The sequence below is a fragment of the Aeromonas sp. S11(2024) genome (genome assembly GCF_041402345.1).
GTDB lineage: Bacteria > Pseudomonadota > Gammaproteobacteria > Enterobacterales > Aeromonadaceae > Aeromonas > Aeromonas veronii.
This window is the reverse complement of the sequence record NZ_JBGLRC010000001.1, coordinates 80,666-96,788: the sequence shown is the minus strand read 5'-3', so window position 1 is coordinate 96,788 and position 16,123 is coordinate 80,666. Positions and strand designations below refer to the sequence as shown.

13 protein-coding genes are annotated in these 16,123 nt (G+C 60.3%); 3 read left to right on the top strand and 10 right to left on the bottom strand.

Features of this window, described 5'->3' with window-relative positions:
• Positions 1-5: 5 nt before the first annotated feature.
• The 9 genes from ACB040_RS00410 to ACB040_RS00370 all read right to left on the bottom strand — a co-directional run bounded on the left by ACB040_RS00410 (position 6) and on the right by ACB040_RS00370 (position 10,281).
• Positions 6-608 carry a hypothetical protein gene (locus tag ACB040_RS00410; RefSeq protein WP_088869211.1) on the bottom strand — a complete coding sequence of 201 codons (603 nt, stop codon included), beginning with the start codon at positions 606-608 and terminating at the stop codon, positions 6-8.
• Between the two features lie 252 nt (positions 609-860).
• Positions 861-1,178, bottom strand: a complete 318-nt coding sequence (locus tag ACB040_RS00405) for a heavy metal-binding domain-containing protein (protein ID WP_005333757.1) — start codon at positions 1,176-1,178, stop codon at positions 861-863.
• A gap of 170 nt (positions 1,179-1,348) precedes the next feature.
• Entirely contained in the window at positions 1,349-2,149 is an 801-nt protein-coding gene (gene dedD / locus ACB040_RS00400; protein WP_040066443.1) for a cell division protein DedD, read from the bottom strand.
• A 74-nt stretch (positions 2,150-2,223) separates the two neighbouring features.
• Positions 2,224-3,483 (bottom strand): bifunctional tetrahydrofolate synthase/dihydrofolate synthase, encoded by a 1,260-nt coding sequence (folC, locus tag ACB040_RS00395; RefSeq protein ID WP_279498130.1) that lies wholly within the window; start codon positions 3,481-3,483, stop codon positions 2,224-2,226.
• Positions 3,484-3,485: 2 nt separating this feature from the next.
• A complete protein-coding gene (gene accD, locus ACB040_RS00390) occupies positions 3,486-4,349 on the bottom strand; it encodes an acetyl-CoA carboxylase, carboxyltransferase subunit beta (RefSeq protein ID WP_042053089.1) in 864 nt (287 codons plus the stop codon).
• 119 nt (positions 4,350-4,468) lie between these two features.
• Positions 4,469-5,278 carry a tRNA pseudouridine(38-40) synthase TruA gene (truA, locus tag ACB040_RS00385; protein ID WP_040066446.1) on the bottom strand — a complete coding sequence of 270 codons (810 nt, stop codon included), beginning with the start codon at positions 5,276-5,278 and terminating at the stop codon, positions 4,469-4,471.
• A 200-nt stretch (positions 5,279-5,478) separates the two neighbouring features.
• Entirely contained in the window at positions 5,479-7,677 is a 2,199-nt protein-coding gene (locus tag ACB040_RS00380; protein WP_371153899.1) for a FimV/HubP family polar landmark protein, read from the bottom strand.
• 271 nt (positions 7,678-7,948) lie between these two features.
• Positions 7,949-8,965 carry an aspartate-semialdehyde dehydrogenase gene (locus ACB040_RS00375; protein ID WP_005344937.1) on the bottom strand — a complete coding sequence of 339 codons (1,017 nt, stop codon included), beginning with the start codon at positions 8,963-8,965 and terminating at the stop codon, positions 7,949-7,951.
• A 194-nt stretch (positions 8,966-9,159) separates the two neighbouring features.
• Positions 9,160-10,281, bottom strand: coding sequence for a 4-phosphoerythronate dehydrogenase (locus tag ACB040_RS00370; protein ID WP_371153902.1), 1,122 nt, complete (start codon positions 10,279-10,281; stop codon positions 9,160-9,162).
• Positions 10,282-10,529: 248 nt separating this feature from the next.
• Between ACB040_RS00370 and ACB040_RS00365 the strand changes: the two genes are divergently transcribed.
• From ACB040_RS00365 to ACB040_RS00355, 3 genes are all read left to right on the top strand, one after another.
• Positions 10,530-11,273, top strand: a complete 744-nt coding sequence (locus ACB040_RS00365; protein WP_371153904.1) for a phosphatase PAP2 family protein — start codon at positions 10,530-10,532, stop codon at positions 11,271-11,273.
• A 100-nt stretch (positions 11,274-11,373) separates the two neighbouring features.
• A complete protein-coding gene (gene rnt, locus ACB040_RS00360) occupies positions 11,374-12,060 on the top strand; it encodes a ribonuclease T (RefSeq protein WP_371153906.1) in 687 nt (228 codons plus the stop codon).
• 266 nt (positions 12,061-12,326) lie between these two features.
• Positions 12,327-13,649, top strand: coding sequence for a Na+/H+ antiporter family protein (locus ACB040_RS00355; protein WP_005344933.1), 1,323 nt, complete (start codon positions 12,327-12,329; stop codon positions 13,647-13,649).
• Between the two features lie 491 nt (positions 13,650-14,140).
• Here the strand turns inward: ACB040_RS00355 and ACB040_RS00350 are convergent, their stop codons facing one another.
• Positions 14,141-16,042: a DEAD/DEAH box helicase gene (locus ACB040_RS00350; RefSeq protein WP_371153908.1), complete on the bottom strand. Its 1,902-nt coding sequence runs from the start codon at positions 16,040-16,042 to the stop codon at positions 14,141-14,143.
• Positions 16,043-16,123: the final 81 nt, after the last annotated feature.

Here is a 16,123-nt window from a genome sequence, read left to right as displayed (position 1 = left end):
GTCTGTTACTCGAGCCGGATGGGGCCGGTGTTCTGAACATCGCTGTCATTCCAGTCGCTCTCATCGCGAATACGCGGATCCCCTTGCAAGGTGTAGAGGATGGTGCCCTGACGAAACTGCAGCGCGCCATCGGCCCGTTTCGCCTTCACCTTGACTCCGTTGACCCACACCTGCTCCTTGCCATCCACCTGAATATTGGCCACCGTGGCGCCTGTCTCGCGGTTTTTGGCGATCCACTTGCCCTGATAGGGCGAGTCCCCCTTGGCCATCGGCAGTGCGGCGGCCTTGCCCGCCGACCAGGCGTGCACGGTACAAAAGCCGTGGGCCCGGCGATCATGCTTGATGACGTAATCCAGGGTGGGTTCGCTGGCGGGCAGATCGAAGGTGATCCCGATGACCACCTTGCCGTTTGTGGCCGAATAGGCGGCGGGCGCCAGCGTTTTCAGGGTCGCCTTCTTGCCATTGATAAAGACATTGCCCCCTTGCGACTTGACCCGGATATCGGTGGGACAGGTGGCGCTGAAGTTGGGCAGCGCCGCGAGGGCACTGCCGGCATGAGCGGTCATGGCCAACATGACAAGGGTCAGCAGAGCAGGTTTTTGATTCATAGTGATACGCCTTCAAGAGAAGAGAACCTCGTCCGTGAGCGGTGTCGTTCCTGATGGCGGCACTCTAGCTTGACCCTCTCGGGCCACCCAGTTAAAAAAAATAAAACCGGCTAGGGGAATTATTAATAAATATAAATATTTAAAATCAATGGGTTGAGTGATAACCCTGCCAGCCGCCACGTATCAGACAGGCAATAAAAAAGCCGATAACCCGGTTATCGGCTCATTGCCCATGCAGAGGCTGGTGCCCGATCAGACCACCACGGCGGTGCCACTGATACTGACCATAAGCATGCTGCCGTTTTGCCCCACCACTTCGTAGTCGATATCGATGCCGACCACCGCATTGGCGCCAAGGGCGGCGGCGCGCTCTTTCAGCTCATCAAATGCGATCTCGCGGGCACGGGCCAGCTCTTTTTCATAGGCGCCGGAGCGGCCGCCGATGATGTCGCGGATCCCGGCAAAGAGATCCTTGAAAATATTGGCGCCGAGAATAGCTTCGCCAACCACGATGCCGCGGTATTCACGAATGGTTTTGCCTTCCAGCGTGGGGGTCGTCGAGAGGATCATCTTGAACTCCTGTGAGTAGCAGAAGGGCTCAGACTACCCCAACTGCCCGAAAATCCCAACCGGGGGGTGACCTGTACGACGCCGTCCTTAAAAATCACGACGGCCAGATAAAAAACACCGCGCACGGGGCGCGGTGTTTGTTTCAGAGGGCCATTGCCAACGGCAAGCCGTCACGGATTGTAAGAGACCACCGAGCCACTGAGGCCGGTCATCTGGGAGATCCGCCCCTGCATCCCCTGCAGTTTGGCCTTGGAGACATCCGGTCCGATAAAGACCCGGTTGAGCTGACCCTGCACCGGTGTGCGCGGCGAGGTGTGGGCAGAGTAGCCCGCCGCCCGCAGCTTGCTCACCAGCGCGTTGACGCTGTCGACGTTCTTGAAGGCGCCAAGCTGAAGGATCCAGCTGCCCTGCGCCGGTGCCGCAGCAGGCGCGGGAGTGGTCGGCTGGGTCATCTTGCTTTCAATCAGATCGTCGAGGGACTTGATCTGACCCGCCTGCGGCTTGGTCGGTGCGGGTGCCTTGGCCACTTCAACCGGTTTGGCTGGCGTCGGCTTGGGTGCTGGCTTGGGCGGTTCTACCGGTTTTTTGGCCACCACTTCCGGCTTGGGCTGTGGCTTGGGTTGGGCATTCTGTTGCGGCTGAACCGGTGCCGGTGCGGCAGGGGTTGTCGCCGGCTGCGCACCGTTGCCCTGACCGGCGAGGGTCATGGGGTCAGCCACCTCTTCCACTTGCCACTGCTGGGCCGCAGAGGCCTGTTGCTGGCTGGCCAGATGATCGGCTGGCAGGCTGCTGGCTGCCGAGACCTGCAGCGCAGGCTTGGCAGGCTCCAGCTCGGGGCGCAGCGGGATCTTGGCAAAGGCCTCCTCCTTTTGTGCCAGCTTGTGACCATCCAGCAAGTCCGGCAGGAAAATAACAACCAGGGCCACCAGGATGACGGTGCCCACCAGACGGTTTTGAAACTTCGAGGCCAAGTTGAATCCTACCTTTACGTAACTCAATATGCGATTTGGCTCCCCGCCCGAGGGCCGGGGAGCCGGGGTGTGGCCTAGACGGCGACACCCGCCAGAATGTCGGCGACAGTGTAAAACGAACCAAACACAATGACCATATCGTCCGGACTCGATGCGGCCAACGCTGCCTGATAAGCGGCGCTGACATCATCAAACTCCCTGGCAGGCTCCTTGCCCTCTCCCAACGCCGCAGCCAGTTGCGCAGCGGTGGCGGCGCGCGGGCCGGTGAGGCTGGCCAGATACCACTCGCCGATCAGACCATCGAGTTCGGCAAGGGACCCCGCAATGTCCTTGTCTTTGAGCATACCGACCACGGCGCGGCGCACACCCGTGCAGGGCATCTTGCGCAATTGCGCGGCCAGATAGGCCGCCGAATGGGGGTTGTGGGCCACATCGACGATCACCAGGGGCGCACTTTGCAGCTGCTGCATCCGGCCAGCCAGCCGGGCATTGGCAAGCCCGTCACGAATGGCGGACTCCGGCAGCGGCAAGCCTAGGGATTCCAGCGCCGCCAGCACGGTCACCGCGTTCATCAGCGGCAGCGCCGGTTTTGGCAGATCCCGCCACTGGTTGAGGCCGTGATAATCCCAACCGCTCTCGTGCTCATCGCCACGAAAATCGATACCGACCTGACGCAGGTTGGCGCCAAGACGCTGTGCTTCACTCGCGATAGTCGCAGGCGGATTGGGCTCACCGCTGATGGCGGGCTTGCCAGCGCGATAGACGCCAGCCTTCTCCACCGCCACAGCTTCGCGGGTATCACCCAGCCAGTCGCAGTGATCAAGGGCAATGGAGGTGATCATCGCCACATCGGACTCCACCACATTGGTGGCGTCGAGCCGACCACCCAGCCCCACTTCCAGCAGCAGCACATCGGGGGCGGCGCGGCAGAAGAGCCACAAGCCAGCCAGGGTGGCGAACTCGAAGAAGGTAAGGGCAATCTCGCCGCGGGCCGCTTCCACCTCGGCAAAGGCGGCGCAGTGATCGCTGTCGGGCAGCTCTTGCCCGTTGACCCGCACCCGCTCGGTAAAGCGCAGCAGATGGGGCGAGGAGTAGACGCCGACCTTATAGCCTGCGGCCATCAGAATGCTAGCCGCCATGGCACAGCTGGAGCCCTTGCCGTTGGTGCCCGCCACCGTGATCACCTTGAACGGCAGTTGGGTAAGCCCCATACGCCGGGCGACAGCACCGACCCGATCCAGCCCCATGTCGATATTGACCGGATGGATCTGCTCCAAATAAGAAAGCCAGTCGACAAGCGACCGGCTTTGGGATTGTTGCATGTTTGAACTCATCTTCACTCTTCGATGACGTGAGTATTCAGCATTTTGGCGAGCAGGCTGGCCAGACGGTTACGCATTTCACGGCGATCGATGATGATATCGATGGCACCCTTTTCCAGCAGAAACTCGGAGCGCTGGAAGCCTTCCGGCAGTTTCTCGCGCACGGTCTGCTCGATAACGCGCGGGCCGGCAAAGCCGATCAGCGCCTTGGGCTCGCCCACGTTGATGTCACCCAGCATCGCCAGACTGGCAGAGACGCCCCCCATGGTGGGGTCGGTCAGCACGGAGATATAGGGCAGGCCGGCTTTGGACAGACGATCCAGAGCAGCACTGGTCTTGGCCATCTGCATCAGGGAGAACAGCGCTTCCTGCATGCGAGCACCACCAGAGGCGGAGAAGCAGACCAGACCACGGCCTTCCTTGATGCACTCCTCGACGGCGCGCACGAAGCGGGCACCGACCACGGAGGCCATGGAGCCACCCATGAAGGAGAATTCGAACGAACAGGCGACAACCGGTACCCCTTTGAGGGTCCCTTTCATCACCACCAGCGCATCTTTCTCCGCCGTCTCTTTCTGAGCGGCAGACAAACGATCCTTGTAGCGCTTGGAATCCTTGAATTTCAGTACATCCTGCGGCTCCAGCTCGGCACCGATCTCGGTACGACCCTGCTCATCGAGGAAGCTCTCGAGACGGGCGCGGGCGCTGATGCGCATATGATGATCACACTTGGGGCACACTTCGAGGTTGCGCTCCAACTCTGCCCGGTAGAGCACCTGTTCACAAGCACTGCACTTGGTCCACACCCCTTCCGGAATGTTGTGACGACGGGGCGCAGTGATCTTGCTCTTGGGAAGAATCTTCTCAAGCCAGCTCATGGAATTCCTTAATGCTTTTGTGCCTGACAAAACGCATCGAGCCTAGATTGTTCAATGACTTAATAGCTCGATGGCAACAAATGACGGGTCATTAAACCACAATTTTTCGGGCGCAGTTACTAAAAACTGGTCGTACCCGGTGCCGAGTCCGGCAGCCACAGCGGGCCGAGCGGCAACTGCGGCAGAGCAAACTCGGCCGGGTAATCCACATCGACCAAATAAAGGCCACCGGCCTTGGCGGTCGGCCCGGCCAGATTGCGATCCTTGGCAGCCAGCACCTCGGCAATCCACTCCACCGGTTTGAGCCCCTGCCCCACCAGCAGCAGGGAGCCGGTGATGTTGCGCACCATATGGTGCAGGAAGGCGTTGGCTTTGATGTCGAGCACGATGTAGGGGCCGGAGCGGCTGACACACAGATGGGTCACATTGCGCCACGGGGTGTTGGATTGGCAGGCGACGGCACGGAAGGTGCTGAAGTCGTGCTCCCCCAACAGGCTCTGACCCGCCTGGTGCATCAACTCCGCATCGATGGTCTCGTGGTAGTGGCTGACGCCACTGCCGAGGATCGCCGGCCGGTAGTTGTGGTTGTAGATGACATAGCGATAGCGACGGGCAGTGGCGCTGAAGCGGGCGTGGAAGCTCTCATCCACCTGCTTGACCCAGCGCACGGCGATATCCGGCGGCAGGTTGGAATTGAGCCCCAGGGTCCAGGCCCCTTCGGCACGGTTCGCCTCGGTATCGAAGTGGATCACCTGACCGGTCGCATGGACACCGGCATCGGTGCGTCCGGCACACTGGATGGAGACAGGATGGTTGGCAATCCGGCTCAGCGCCGTCTCCAGTTCAGCCTGCACGCTGATCACTTCACGCTGACGCTGCCAGCCGAAATACCGGCTGCCGTCATATTCAATACCTAGGGCAATTCGCATGGATAAACTTGTCTTGTTGTGAAAACGCAGTGAAAGAAACGGGGCGGATTATACGCGCTCAGCCTGAAAAGTCCCACCACACGCGCAATTGGCCTGGATGGTCAGCCTGCGCGGCCATGATCCCCCCATATCAAATCGCCAAAAGAAGAGGGCAGCCTGTTGGCTGCCCCCGTTTTGCTGATCCCGTGATGGGAAATGCTTTAGCCCAACCGCTTGAGCAATTTCTCGGCTTCGGCGCGCTGGTGATCGCTGCCCTGCTCCGCCGCCTCTTGCAGCAGCTCGCGGGCGCTATCCTTGTCGTCAATCTCGAGGTAGGCACGGGCCAGATCCAGCTTGGCACCCACACCGCCGTCGTCGGCATCCACATCAAATCCGGTGGATTCCGGCAGCACCTCGGGGAAGCCATCGAGCCCCACATCCAGCGAGAAGCCCTGATACGGCTCCTGCTCAGGCGCGGTGGCATCCGCTTCGGCCAGCAGCTTGTCGATCTCGACGTAGCCGCTCTCCTGTGCCTGCTCACGGGGCTGGAGATCTGCCGGATGAGACTCCACCTCGGCGAACGCATCTTCAAAATCGGAGAGCGCCAGCTCGTTGGGATCCCACTCCAGATCCAGTTCCGCTTCCTTCGCCTTGACAGGCTCAAGACCCAGCTCGGCCAGCATGGCATCCGCACTCTCGTCGGCGTCCTCTGCGGCACTGAGATCAATGGCGTTATCATCTTTGCCAGCAGCAGGCTCGTCGAGGGCGTTGTCGAAATCACCGAGATCGAAGCTCGCCAGATCGTCATCAGCGGCGCCGACTTCGTCGATGGAGCTCAAATCGGGCTCGAGGTCGGCGGAGAGATCCGCATCCAGCTCGGCAAACAGGGCTGCCTGCAGCTCCTCTTCGCTCATGATCTCGTCAGCGGCCTTGGGCTTGGGGTTGAACTCGCTGGCCAGATCCATGGCGGGCTCGTTGGCCAGCGCGATGGGCTCATCCAGCGAGAGATCGAGATCCGGCACAAGATCCGGGTCACGACTGGCTGGCTGGGCCGCCATCCGCTCGGGCTCGAAGCCCTGCAGCTCCATCTCGCCCTCGTCGCTGAACACCAGATCGACATCCGGCTTGGCGGCCGGCTCGTCAGGCTCCATCGGCATAAAGCCATCCGGGGTGTTGAGATCCGGCACCGGGCGCACCGGCTCGTTGTCGGTCACATCGACGCTCAGCAGATCATCAAACTCGCTCTGCTCCTGATCCATCATCATGGCGGTGGATTCGGAGAGGCTCTTCTCCTGCTCTTCCAGTTCGCGGCGAGCACGGGCACGCAGCCACAGGGTCACCAGCGCCAATACCAGCAGCACCGGCAGCAGGATGATCATGGCGAGGTTGAGTGGCGAGGAGAGCAGGTCCATCAACCAGTTTTTCTCAGGCTCAGGCTCGGCTGCCACCGGCGGGACCGGTTGAGCCTTGAGCTCGGCAATCTCTTTTTGCAGCGCCGTCTGATCCTGCAGCTGGGCTTTGAGGGTCTCCACCTCTTCGGTCAGGGATTGCAGACGCAGCTTGAGCCTGTGGTTCATCTCGGTCACCTGGCCGAGCTGGGCATTGGCATCTTCCAGTGCCAGCGCCATCTCGGTAGCCGGTTTGCCCACCGGTTTATCCAGATCGGAAGGCAGAGGCGCCGGGGTGGTGCCTTCTGCAGCGCTCGGAGCAGGTGCTACCGCCTCTTTCGGCGCAGGCTCGCTCACCTTGGCCACTTCTTTGGTTTCAGCAGCCGGTTGCGGTGCCACCACCGGGGCTGGAATGGGGGCGGCTTTCGCTACTGGCAGCGGCGCAGCCTTCACCGGCTCGGTCTTGGCGGCTTCAACCTTCGCGGATTTGGCGGCAGCCGGTTTGGCGGTATGTGCCTGCTTGTCAGCCAGATATTTGGGGCTTAACCCCTTCCAGCTGGCGTTGTCGCTGCGGAACTTGGCGCGGGCCTGTGCATCAGTGATGACGCTCGCCTCGGCCGCGGTCGGCAGCAGAATGCGGGACCCCACCAGAATGTGGTTGATATTGCCATCGGCGAAACTGCGGGGGTTTTTCTCGTAAATCGCCACCATGGTCTGGTAGACGCTGACCCGATTGGAGGGGCGATATTTGCTCGCCAGGCTCCATAGGGTATCGGTCGGACGAACAGGGCCATAGCTACCGGCATTGGCAGTGACCTGACGCACCACCGGCTGGGCGGTTGTACGCACCGGTTGTGCCACGGGTCTGGCGACCGGCTGCGCCAGCGGCTGGGAATTGACGGCGGGAGGTGCGGGTTCGTCAGGGCCTTTTAGCTCGACAAAAAAAGGCTCCCGCGCCGAGTCTTCAGCCTGGACGGTGCCCAGCAGACCCAATGCGAGTAGCGTTGCCAATGTTATGCGGGAATGTCCCATATTCGTTCCTTCGTATGACGGCCCTATCACATTGAAAAATCTGGATAGTTACCCCAAAACAGTCGGTTCAATATAAATCAGGCTCGCCTGGCAAGCCAGCAGTCCGACACATTTAGCACCCAACTTGACCCTGAGTGTAGGAAAAAACTTAATCAGTTGATATCGCAACAGAATCTTGAAGTGACGGAGTGCGGCATGGGTCACACCCCTGTTTGATCACAGGCCGGATGCGCAGCACTCCCTGCTGCGCATCTGTGGCATCTGACCAGCCTTACAGATAGTCGCGAACCAGCAGCTCGGCAATCTGTACACTGTTGGTTGCCGCGCCCTTACGAACGTTATCGGCCACGATCCACATATTGATACCACTTGGATGAGAAATATCCTGGCGCACCCGACCCACCAGCACCTCATCCTTGCCGGTTGCGTCACGCACCGGGGTCGGATAGTCCCCTTCGTCATCAAACAGGGTCACACCCGGCGCATTGCGCAGCAGGTCCTTGACCTGTTCAGCATCGAGCGGCTGGTGCAGTTCGACGTGTACCGCCTCGGCGTGGCCGTAGAAGACCGGCACCCGCACGCAGGTGGGGTTCACGGCAATGCTGGCATCGCCGAGGATCTTCTGGGTTTCCCACACCATCTTCATCTCTTCACGGGTGTAGCCGTTGTCAGTGAAGCTGTCGATCTGCGGGATCAGGTTAAAGGCGATCTGTTGCGGATAGAGGGTCGGTTCCACCGGACGACCGTTTAGCAGATGAGCGGTCTGACCCGCCAGCTCGCTGACCCCCTCTTTGCCGGAGCCTGACACGGATTGATAGGTGGCCACGTTGATGCGGGCAATGCCCACTTCGTCGTGCAGCGGCTTCAAAGCCACCAGCATCTGGATAGTGGAACAATTGGGGTTGGCGATGATGTTGCGATTGCGAAAATCGGCCAGCGCATCCGGGTTCACTTCCGGGATCACCAGCGGGATATCTTCGTCGTAACGGAAGCAGGAGGTGTTGTCGATGACGATGCAGCCGTGTTCGGCAGCAATCGGCGCCCACTTGGCAGAGACCTCGGCACCGGCGGAGAAGAGTGCGATCTGCACCTGGCTCCAGTCAAACTCCTCCACATCGAGGATCTCGAGGTTCTTGCCGCCAAAGCGCACGGTATCACCGGCACTGCGGCTGGAAGCCAGCGGATAGAGGGTCGCTACCGGAAATTCGCGCTCTTCCAGGATCTCGATCATCGCCTGACCCACGGCGCCGCTGGCACCCAATACCGCTACGTTAAACTGCTGGCTCATTCTGTTCTCCTCTGATAATGCTGCAATGGCGCCGGGTGGCGCCATGGTCGGCAGGCGCTCGCACGGCGAGATAACGCTGCCTGATATGGCTGAGCCAGCGCAGTAGTATCTGCGCCAGCTCAGTAAAAAAATGGGGGCGAGGTAGCCAGTACGGCTCACCCCTTCCGGTTATCTTCCAACTCCTAGTCCCCGATTCAGGGGCGTGACAGCGCAAATCCCAGCTCGCCCAGCGCCTGGTCGGCAAAGGCTCCCTCAACCTGCAGGGAGGATAGTTCACGGCGCTCGGGATAGTGTTTGCGCTGCTCGTCAAAGCTGTCGGGCAGACCGAGTCGGGCCCGGAAACGGGCATCATCGCGGCGCACGTCATAGACCAGATGCACCAGTTGCTTGATCAGCGCCTGATCCGGTGCGCGGCCCGGCACCACCGCCTGCACATCGGGGGCTGACAGGAGCTTACTCAAATCCTGACGAGGCCGGCGTCCCAACTGCTGGCAGAGCGCCTGATAGAGCATCCAGGTACCGCGGGCCTTCCCCTCCAGGCTGTAACCAGCGATATGGGGGGTGGCAATCTCGGTATGGGGCACCAGCGCAGCCAGTGGCTCGGGCTCGTTCTCCCACACATCCATCACCAGTCGCAACGGCTTATCGCTCAACTGGCGCGCCAGCAGGGCCCGGTTATCCCACACCTCGCCACGGGAGGCGTTGATCAGGATCTGTCCGGCAGGGCGCGCGGCAATCTGTTCGGCATCGAGCAGATGGTAGGTGGCATCCGGCCCTTCACGGGTAATGGGCACATGGAAGCTGACAATATCGGCGCCAAGGGCGGTCTGATAATCGACAAAGCCCGCATCGGGGGTATTACGCGCCTTGGGTGGATCGCAGCGCAGTACCCGCATGCCGAGCGCTTGGGCCTTGCCAGCCACGCACTCGCCGGTATTGCCCGCGCCAATCACCGCCAGAGTCATGGCCGAGAGCTCGAGTTCGTAACGCTCCGCCAGCACCAGCAAAGCGGAAAGCACATAGTCCCCCACCGAATACTTGTTGCAACCGGGGGCGCTGAAGAAGGGAATATTGCGGCTTGCCAGCAGGGCCTTGTCCACATGGTCGGTGCCTATGGTGGCGGTGCCGACAAACCCGAGTTTGGGGCTGGTCGCCAGCAAATCGCCGTTGACGCGGGTGACCGAACGCACCAGCAGCACATCGGCATCCAGCAGATCGCGGGCCTGCATCTGCCGTCCGGGCAAGGGGATCACCTCGCCAAATTCGGCAAACAGCTCCACGGCATGGGGCATATTCTCATCAACGACTATCTTCATCGGGCTCTCTTTGGTCACAACCGCCACGGGGGCGCCATTCTAGCGCAAAGCCGCCAGAGATTTCAGCCTGTGATGCAATCCGGCGCGAAAGGGAACCACATTGCGCGGCAGCCGCTCCATCCGCCCGCTCAAACAGAGGATGTGGCCACAAAATGTGTAAGCAGAGGTAACAAACGTGCTGCTCGGCTTTGTCCGGGCATATCACGGTGGCACAATGCCCCTCTTTTTCGCGATCGCCCATACCCACCATGCCGCCACATGCCCCGTCGTTCTCAACCTCTGTCTGCTTACTGACCCGCAGTCAGGTGCTTGGCTTCACTGCCCTGTTGATCCTGCCCCTGCTGCTGCTCGCCACCCTGCCCTGGCAGCCTTTTCTGACCGGCTCCCTGCAATCAGGCTGGTTATGGTGGTCATACGCCCTCACCCGCATGGTCGATATTCCCGGGATCGGGGTCAGTGGCGCCCTCTTGCTGTTGCTGACCCGCTACAAACTGAAACTGGAGCTGACCCCCTTCATTGCGCTGGGATGCGCGCTGGCAGCCCTGCTCTCCAGCGACTGGGTGCTCAAAAGCCTGATCAAATACCTGACTGAAGAGCCCAGACCCTATCTGCTCTGGCTGGAGAGTCAGGCGCTGATCCCGGCCATCAAGAGCTTCTACGCCAGTAGCGTCGATGTGCGCAGTGAACAGGTTCACGCCGCCAGCCAGTTGCTGGCCCTGCCAGAGTGGCTCGGCCACCACTGGCAAAAGGAGGTAAATTACGCCTTCCCTTCTGGCCACAGCATCGCCGCCATCAGCCTGGCCCAGTTCTTTGGTCTGATCTGGCTGGCCCGCGCTCCCACGGGCGTCTGGCTGCTGCCACTGTGGGCACTGGGAATTGGTCTGTCGCGCATGGTAATGGGGATGCACTGGCCGGTGGATGTGCTGGCCAGCGCCCTGTTGGGAACGCTCACGGCGCTGATTGCCGCCCGCTGGTGGCTGCACAGATATTGAATCCTGCGCCATCTTGCCGCGGCTTACTGCAACGGGATGGGGGGACAAGCCTGTGCTTTTTTGCCATAATGCCGCCTCATTTTATCCCGACCGAGATCCCATGACCGACGCAGTTCATACCCTCAAGGGCCGTTTCCGTGGTTTTTACCCCGTCGTCATCGATGTTGAAACAGCCGGGTTCAACGCCAAGACCGATGCCCTGCTCGAAATCGCGGCTTACACCCTGAAAATGGATGAGCAGGGCTGGCTCGTTCCCGATCAGGTATTCCACTTTCATGTCGAGCCTTTCGAAGGGGCCAACCTGGAAAAGGCTGCGCTGGAGTTCACCGGCATCGACCCCTACAACCCGTTGCGTGGCGCTGTCTCGGAAAAAGAGGCGCTGACCGAGATCTTCAAGGGGATCCGCAAGGGGATGAAGGAGCAGGATTGCGGCCGCGCCATCATAGTGGCCCACAACGCCACCTTTGATCACGGCTTCGTGATGGCCGCCGCCGAGCGCGCTGGCCTCAAGCGCAATCCGTTCCACCCGTTTGCCACCTTCGACACCGCTGCTCTCTCCGGATTGGCGCTGGGTCAGACCGTGCTGGCCAAAGCGTGCCAGAGCGCCCGCATCCCGTTTGACAATAAAGAGGCGCACTCTGCCCTCTATGACACCGAACGCACCACAGAGCTGTTCTGTCATATCGTTAACCGCTGGAAGAGCATGGGGGGCTGGCCGCCAGCGCATCCGGATGATGACACTACCGATGCCCCTGCCGACGATGAGGGGGCAAGAATAAACGAATGAAGGCTGCCACTGGCAGCCTTTGCTATTTTGGGGAAGTGATTGATTGCACGGCGCACCGGAGATCGCTATCAAGGTCACTATCCACCGCTACGTACGGGATGCACGGAGACAAACAGGTTACAAACCCTCATGTTGAGCAACCTTGTGCCACATGCTGCTGCGATATGAGGGGTTTGACTGATTTTTTACTCGACATTTGTCACATTTTTCGCAAACTAACTCCCCTTCACATGACAGACAGCAATAACAAACTATAAGGAAATCAAATGAATCCAGTTGTTATCGCAGTCGGGCTGATGCTGGTGCTCAGTCTGCTGCGGATCAATGTGGTGGTCTCGCTGGCGCTGGGGGCCATTGCTGGCGGCCTGGTCGGTGGGCTGTCGTTGACCGATACCCTCACCACCTTCAGCGGTGGCCTAGGCGGTGGCGCCGAGATAGCCCTCTCCTACGCCATGCTGGGCGCCTTTGCGGTTGCCATCTCCCGCTCCGGGATCACCGACCTGCTGGCCCGCAAGGTGATCAGCCAGTTGGGCAAGGATGCCAGCTCGACCCGCATCATGTGGGTCAAAACCCTGTTGCTCTCTTCCGTGCTGGCCGTGGCGATCTCCTCCCAAAACCTGATCCCGGTTCACATCGCCTTTATTCCCATCCTGATCCCGCCGCTGCTGCATGTGATGGCGCAGATGCAGATCGACCGTCGTCAGGTGGCTTGTGTCATCACCTTTGGCCTGACCGCCACCTACATGGTGCTGCCGGTCGGCTTTGGCGGCATCTTCCTGAATAACATTCTGGCCAAGAACCTGATTGATAACGGTGTGCCCATCACCACCAGCCAGATCCCGCTGGCGATGGCTATTCCGGTTGCTGGTATGGTACTGGGCCTGCTGATTGCGGTATTCATCAGCTATCGTAAACCACGCCAGTACGATCTGGCCAAGATCCTGGATGCCGAGCCCGAAGCGGTCGAGCTCAACCTTACCCACATCTGGGTGGCTCTGCTGGCCATTGGCGTGGCGCTGGGGCTGCAACTGATGACCAACAGCATCGTACTGGGTGCACTGGCCGGTTTTGTCATCTTCACCTGCGGCGGCGTTATCAAGTTTCGCGAAAGCCAGGATGCCTTCACTCAGGGGGTGCGGATGATGTCGCTGATCGGCTTCATCATGATCTCCGCCGCCGGTTTTGCCGCGGTGATGAAGGCAACCCACGGGGTCGACTCTCTGGTTCAGGTGGTCGCCTCCGGCATCGGTCAGCACAAAGGCATCGCCGCCTTCCTGATGCTGCTGGTGGGTCTGCTCATCACCATGGGGATCGGCTCCTCCTTCTCCACCGTGCCCATCATCGCCACCATCTATGTGCCGCTCTGTCTGCAGCTCGGCTTCTCACCAATGGCGATCATCGCCCTGGTCGGTACAGCTGGCGCGCTGGGGGATGCGGGTTCACCGGCCTCCGATTCAACTCTGGGCCCCACCTCAGGCCTCAACGCCGATGGTCAGCACGACCATATCTGGGACAGCGTGGTGCCCACCTTTATTCACTACAACATCCCACTGGTGATCTTCGGCTGGATTGCCGCCATGGTGCTCTGATAGCCCCTCGGGCTGCGACCTCTGCACATCACAATGCAAAACAAGAAGGCGACCAGATGGTCGCCTTCTTCATTGATGCCAACCAATTACCCCACTCGATATGAATAATGGCTGCCAGCCAGACAAAGCCTCTGAGCGGCCAACTAGTCGCCACCCCTTGCGACCGCCGGAGTCAGCGGACGCAATGCGGTCACTCCCCATCCAACCATCCGCCCAAGTGCACACGTCCCAACGCTTGCCAATACAAAGAAACGGCTGCCAGCCCAGACCTATGGCAGAACGGCGGATGATACCCAACCACGTCACAACCGCCTGTCGAGTAGAAAAGGTATTCTCTCTTTCCTCGACATCCAGTCATCAAATAGTGGCCATCATGCGCTCCCCCATTTAACGGCTTATGCCGATCTGGCGTTCAGTAAGAACACAGGGTAAACCGCAGGCAGAAAAAAAGGCCGCTCAATGAGCGGCCTTCTTCATAACGGGATCAGCAATCAGCTTTCGCGACGCTTGCCACCGAATTTGCGATCTTTGTTGAAGCCACCTTCACGGCGCTCCCCGCTCTTGTTGAACGGACGGTCACCCTGGGGACGGCGATCCTTGTTGAAAGGACGGTCGCCACGGAACGGACGATCACCACGGGGCGGACGGCTGCTGGTGTTGCCACCGGCCGGCACTTCGGTGTAGCGGGTGATTTGCAGCGGACGCTGGCAAACACGGGCTTTCTTGATCACTTCCAGTACATCGGCGGTCATGCCTTTCGGCAGATCGACGGTGGAGAAGTCATCGGCTATGTCGATGTTGCCGATGAAGCGGCTCTCGATGTTCGCTTCGTTGGCGATGGCGCCCACGATCTGGCCCGGCTTGACGCCGTGATGGGCACCCACGTCTACGCGGTAACGCTCCATCTCCACATCCGGGTTGTCTTTCAGCGGACGCGGCTCCAAGGACGGCATGCGACGGGCAGGACGATCGCCACGGTCACCGAAGTCACGACCGCCACGGTCGTTGAAGTCACGGCGCTCGAAGCCACCACGATCGTTGCCAGCGTTCAGCAGCGGATCCGGAATGGAGTCATCCAGCAGCAGCGGTTGGTCGCCCTGTACCAGCTTGGCCAGTGCGGCAGCCAGCTCCAGCGGATCGGCAGAATCCTCTTCGATCAGCTCGTTTACCAGGTTGTGGTAGATCTCGAGCTCTTCACCCATCATGGTTTCGCGGATGCGCTCCTTGAACTTGGCCAGACGATGCTGGTTGATGTCCTCGGTGCTCGGCATCTTCATCGGCTCGATGGCCTGACGGGTTGCGTGCTCGATGGCGCGCAGCATACGACGCTCGCGGGGAGCGACGAACAGGATGGCTTCGCCTTTACGACCGGCACGACCGGTACGGCCGATACGGTGTACGTAAGATTCGGTGTCGTACGGAATGTCGTAGTTCACTACGTGGGTGATGCGCTCAACGTCCAGACCACGGGCGACAACGTCGGTGGCGATCAGGATGTCCAGCTGGCCCTGACGCAGCTTGTCGACGGTACGCTCACGCAGTTTCTGCGGGATGTCGCCGTGCAGCGCTTCACAGGCGTGACCACGGGCGGCCAGCTTGCCAGCCAGCTCTTCGGCAGCGTTCTTGGTACGTACGAATACCAGCAGGGCTTCGTAGGATTCCACTTCCAGCAGACGGGTCATGGCGTCCAGCTTGTGCAGACCGGTCACTTGCCAGTAGCGCTGGCGAATAGTGGTCGCGGTAGCAGTCTTGGAGGCGATCTTGATCTCTTTGGGCTGCTTCAGGTGCTTCTGGGCCACGCGACGGATCTGCTCCGGCATGGTGGCAGAGAACAGAGCAACCTGACGAGAGCTCGGGCACTGCTCCATGATCCAGTCCACGTCGTCGATGAAGCCCATACGCAGCATTTCGTCCGCTTCGTCCAGTACCAGTGCTTTCAAGCCGGAGAGGTCCAGGTTCTTGCGACGGATCAGGTCCATCACGCGGCCCGGAGTACCGACGACAACCTGGGCACCGCGACGCAGGGCGCGGGTCTGGGTTTCGTAGGAGGCGCCGCCGTAGATGGGCAGTACGTGGAAATCAGGCATGTGGTGGGCGTAGCGTTGGCACGCTTCAGCCACTTGCAGCGCCAGTTCGCGGGTAGGCGCCAGCACCAGGATCTGGGTGTTGCGGTTACCAGCTTCCAGACGAGACAACAGAGGCAAGGCAAAAGCAGCGGTCTTCCCTGTACCGGTTTGCGCCTGCCCCAGCAGATCGTGTCCCGCCATCAGGTGGGGAATTGCTGCGGCCTGGATCGGTGACGGGCGCTCATAGCCCACGTCCTGCAGCGCTTTCAATACAGGCGCGGCCAGTCCAAGCTCACTAAAAAGGGGCAGTTGTTCGGTATCAGACATAGATTCTTCCAGATTAAGGCAGGCGGCTAACACCGCGGAATAGCAAAAAGGCGGCGATTATAGCGCCACTTTGTTCTGCTG

Excerpts from the sequence above, each read along its gene's own strand:
- ACB040_RS00410 (WP_088869211.1), bottom strand. The coding sequence starts at position 608 with ATGAATCAAAAACCTGCTCTGCTGACCCTTGTCATGTTGGCCATGACC.
- ACB040_RS00370 (WP_371153902.1), bottom strand. The coding sequence starts at position 10,281 with ATGAAGATAGTCGTTGATGAGAATATGCCCCATGCCGTGGAGCTGTTT.
- ACB040_RS00355 (WP_005344933.1), top strand. The coding sequence starts at position 12,327 with ATGAATCCAGTTGTTATCGCAGTCGGGCTGATGCTGGTGCTCAGTCTG.
- ACB040_RS00375 (WP_005344937.1), bottom strand. The coding sequence starts at position 8,965 with ATGAGCCAGCAGTTTAACGTAGCGGTATTGGGTGCCAGCGGCGCCGTG.
- ACB040_RS00350 (WP_371153908.1), bottom strand. The coding sequence starts at position 16,042 with ATGTCTGATACCGAACAACTGCCCCTTTTTAGTGAGCTTGGACTGGCC.
- folC (WP_279498130.1), bottom strand. The coding sequence starts at position 3,483 with ATGAGTTCAAACATGCAACAATCCCAAAGCCGGTCGCTTGTCGACTGG.
- rnt (WP_371153906.1), top strand. The coding sequence starts at position 11,374 with ATGACCGACGCAGTTCATACCCTCAAGGGCCGTTTCCGTGGTTTTTAC.
- accD (WP_042053089.1), bottom strand. The coding sequence starts at position 4,349 with ATGAGCTGGCTTGAGAAGATTCTTCCCAAGAGCAAGATCACTGCGCCC.
- ACB040_RS00405 (WP_005333757.1), bottom strand. The coding sequence starts at position 1,178 with ATGATCCTCTCGACGACCCCCACGCTGGAAGGCAAAACCATTCGTGAA.
- ACB040_RS00380 (WP_371153899.1), bottom strand. The coding sequence starts at position 7,677 with ATGGGACATTCCCGCATAACATTGGCAACGCTACTCGCATTGGGTCTG.
- truA (WP_040066446.1), bottom strand. The coding sequence starts at position 5,278 with ATGCGAATTGCCCTAGGTATTGAATATGACGGCAGCCGGTATTTCGGC.
- ACB040_RS00365 (WP_371153904.1), top strand. The coding sequence starts at position 10,530 with ATGCCGCCACATGCCCCGTCGTTCTCAACCTCTGTCTGCTTACTGACC.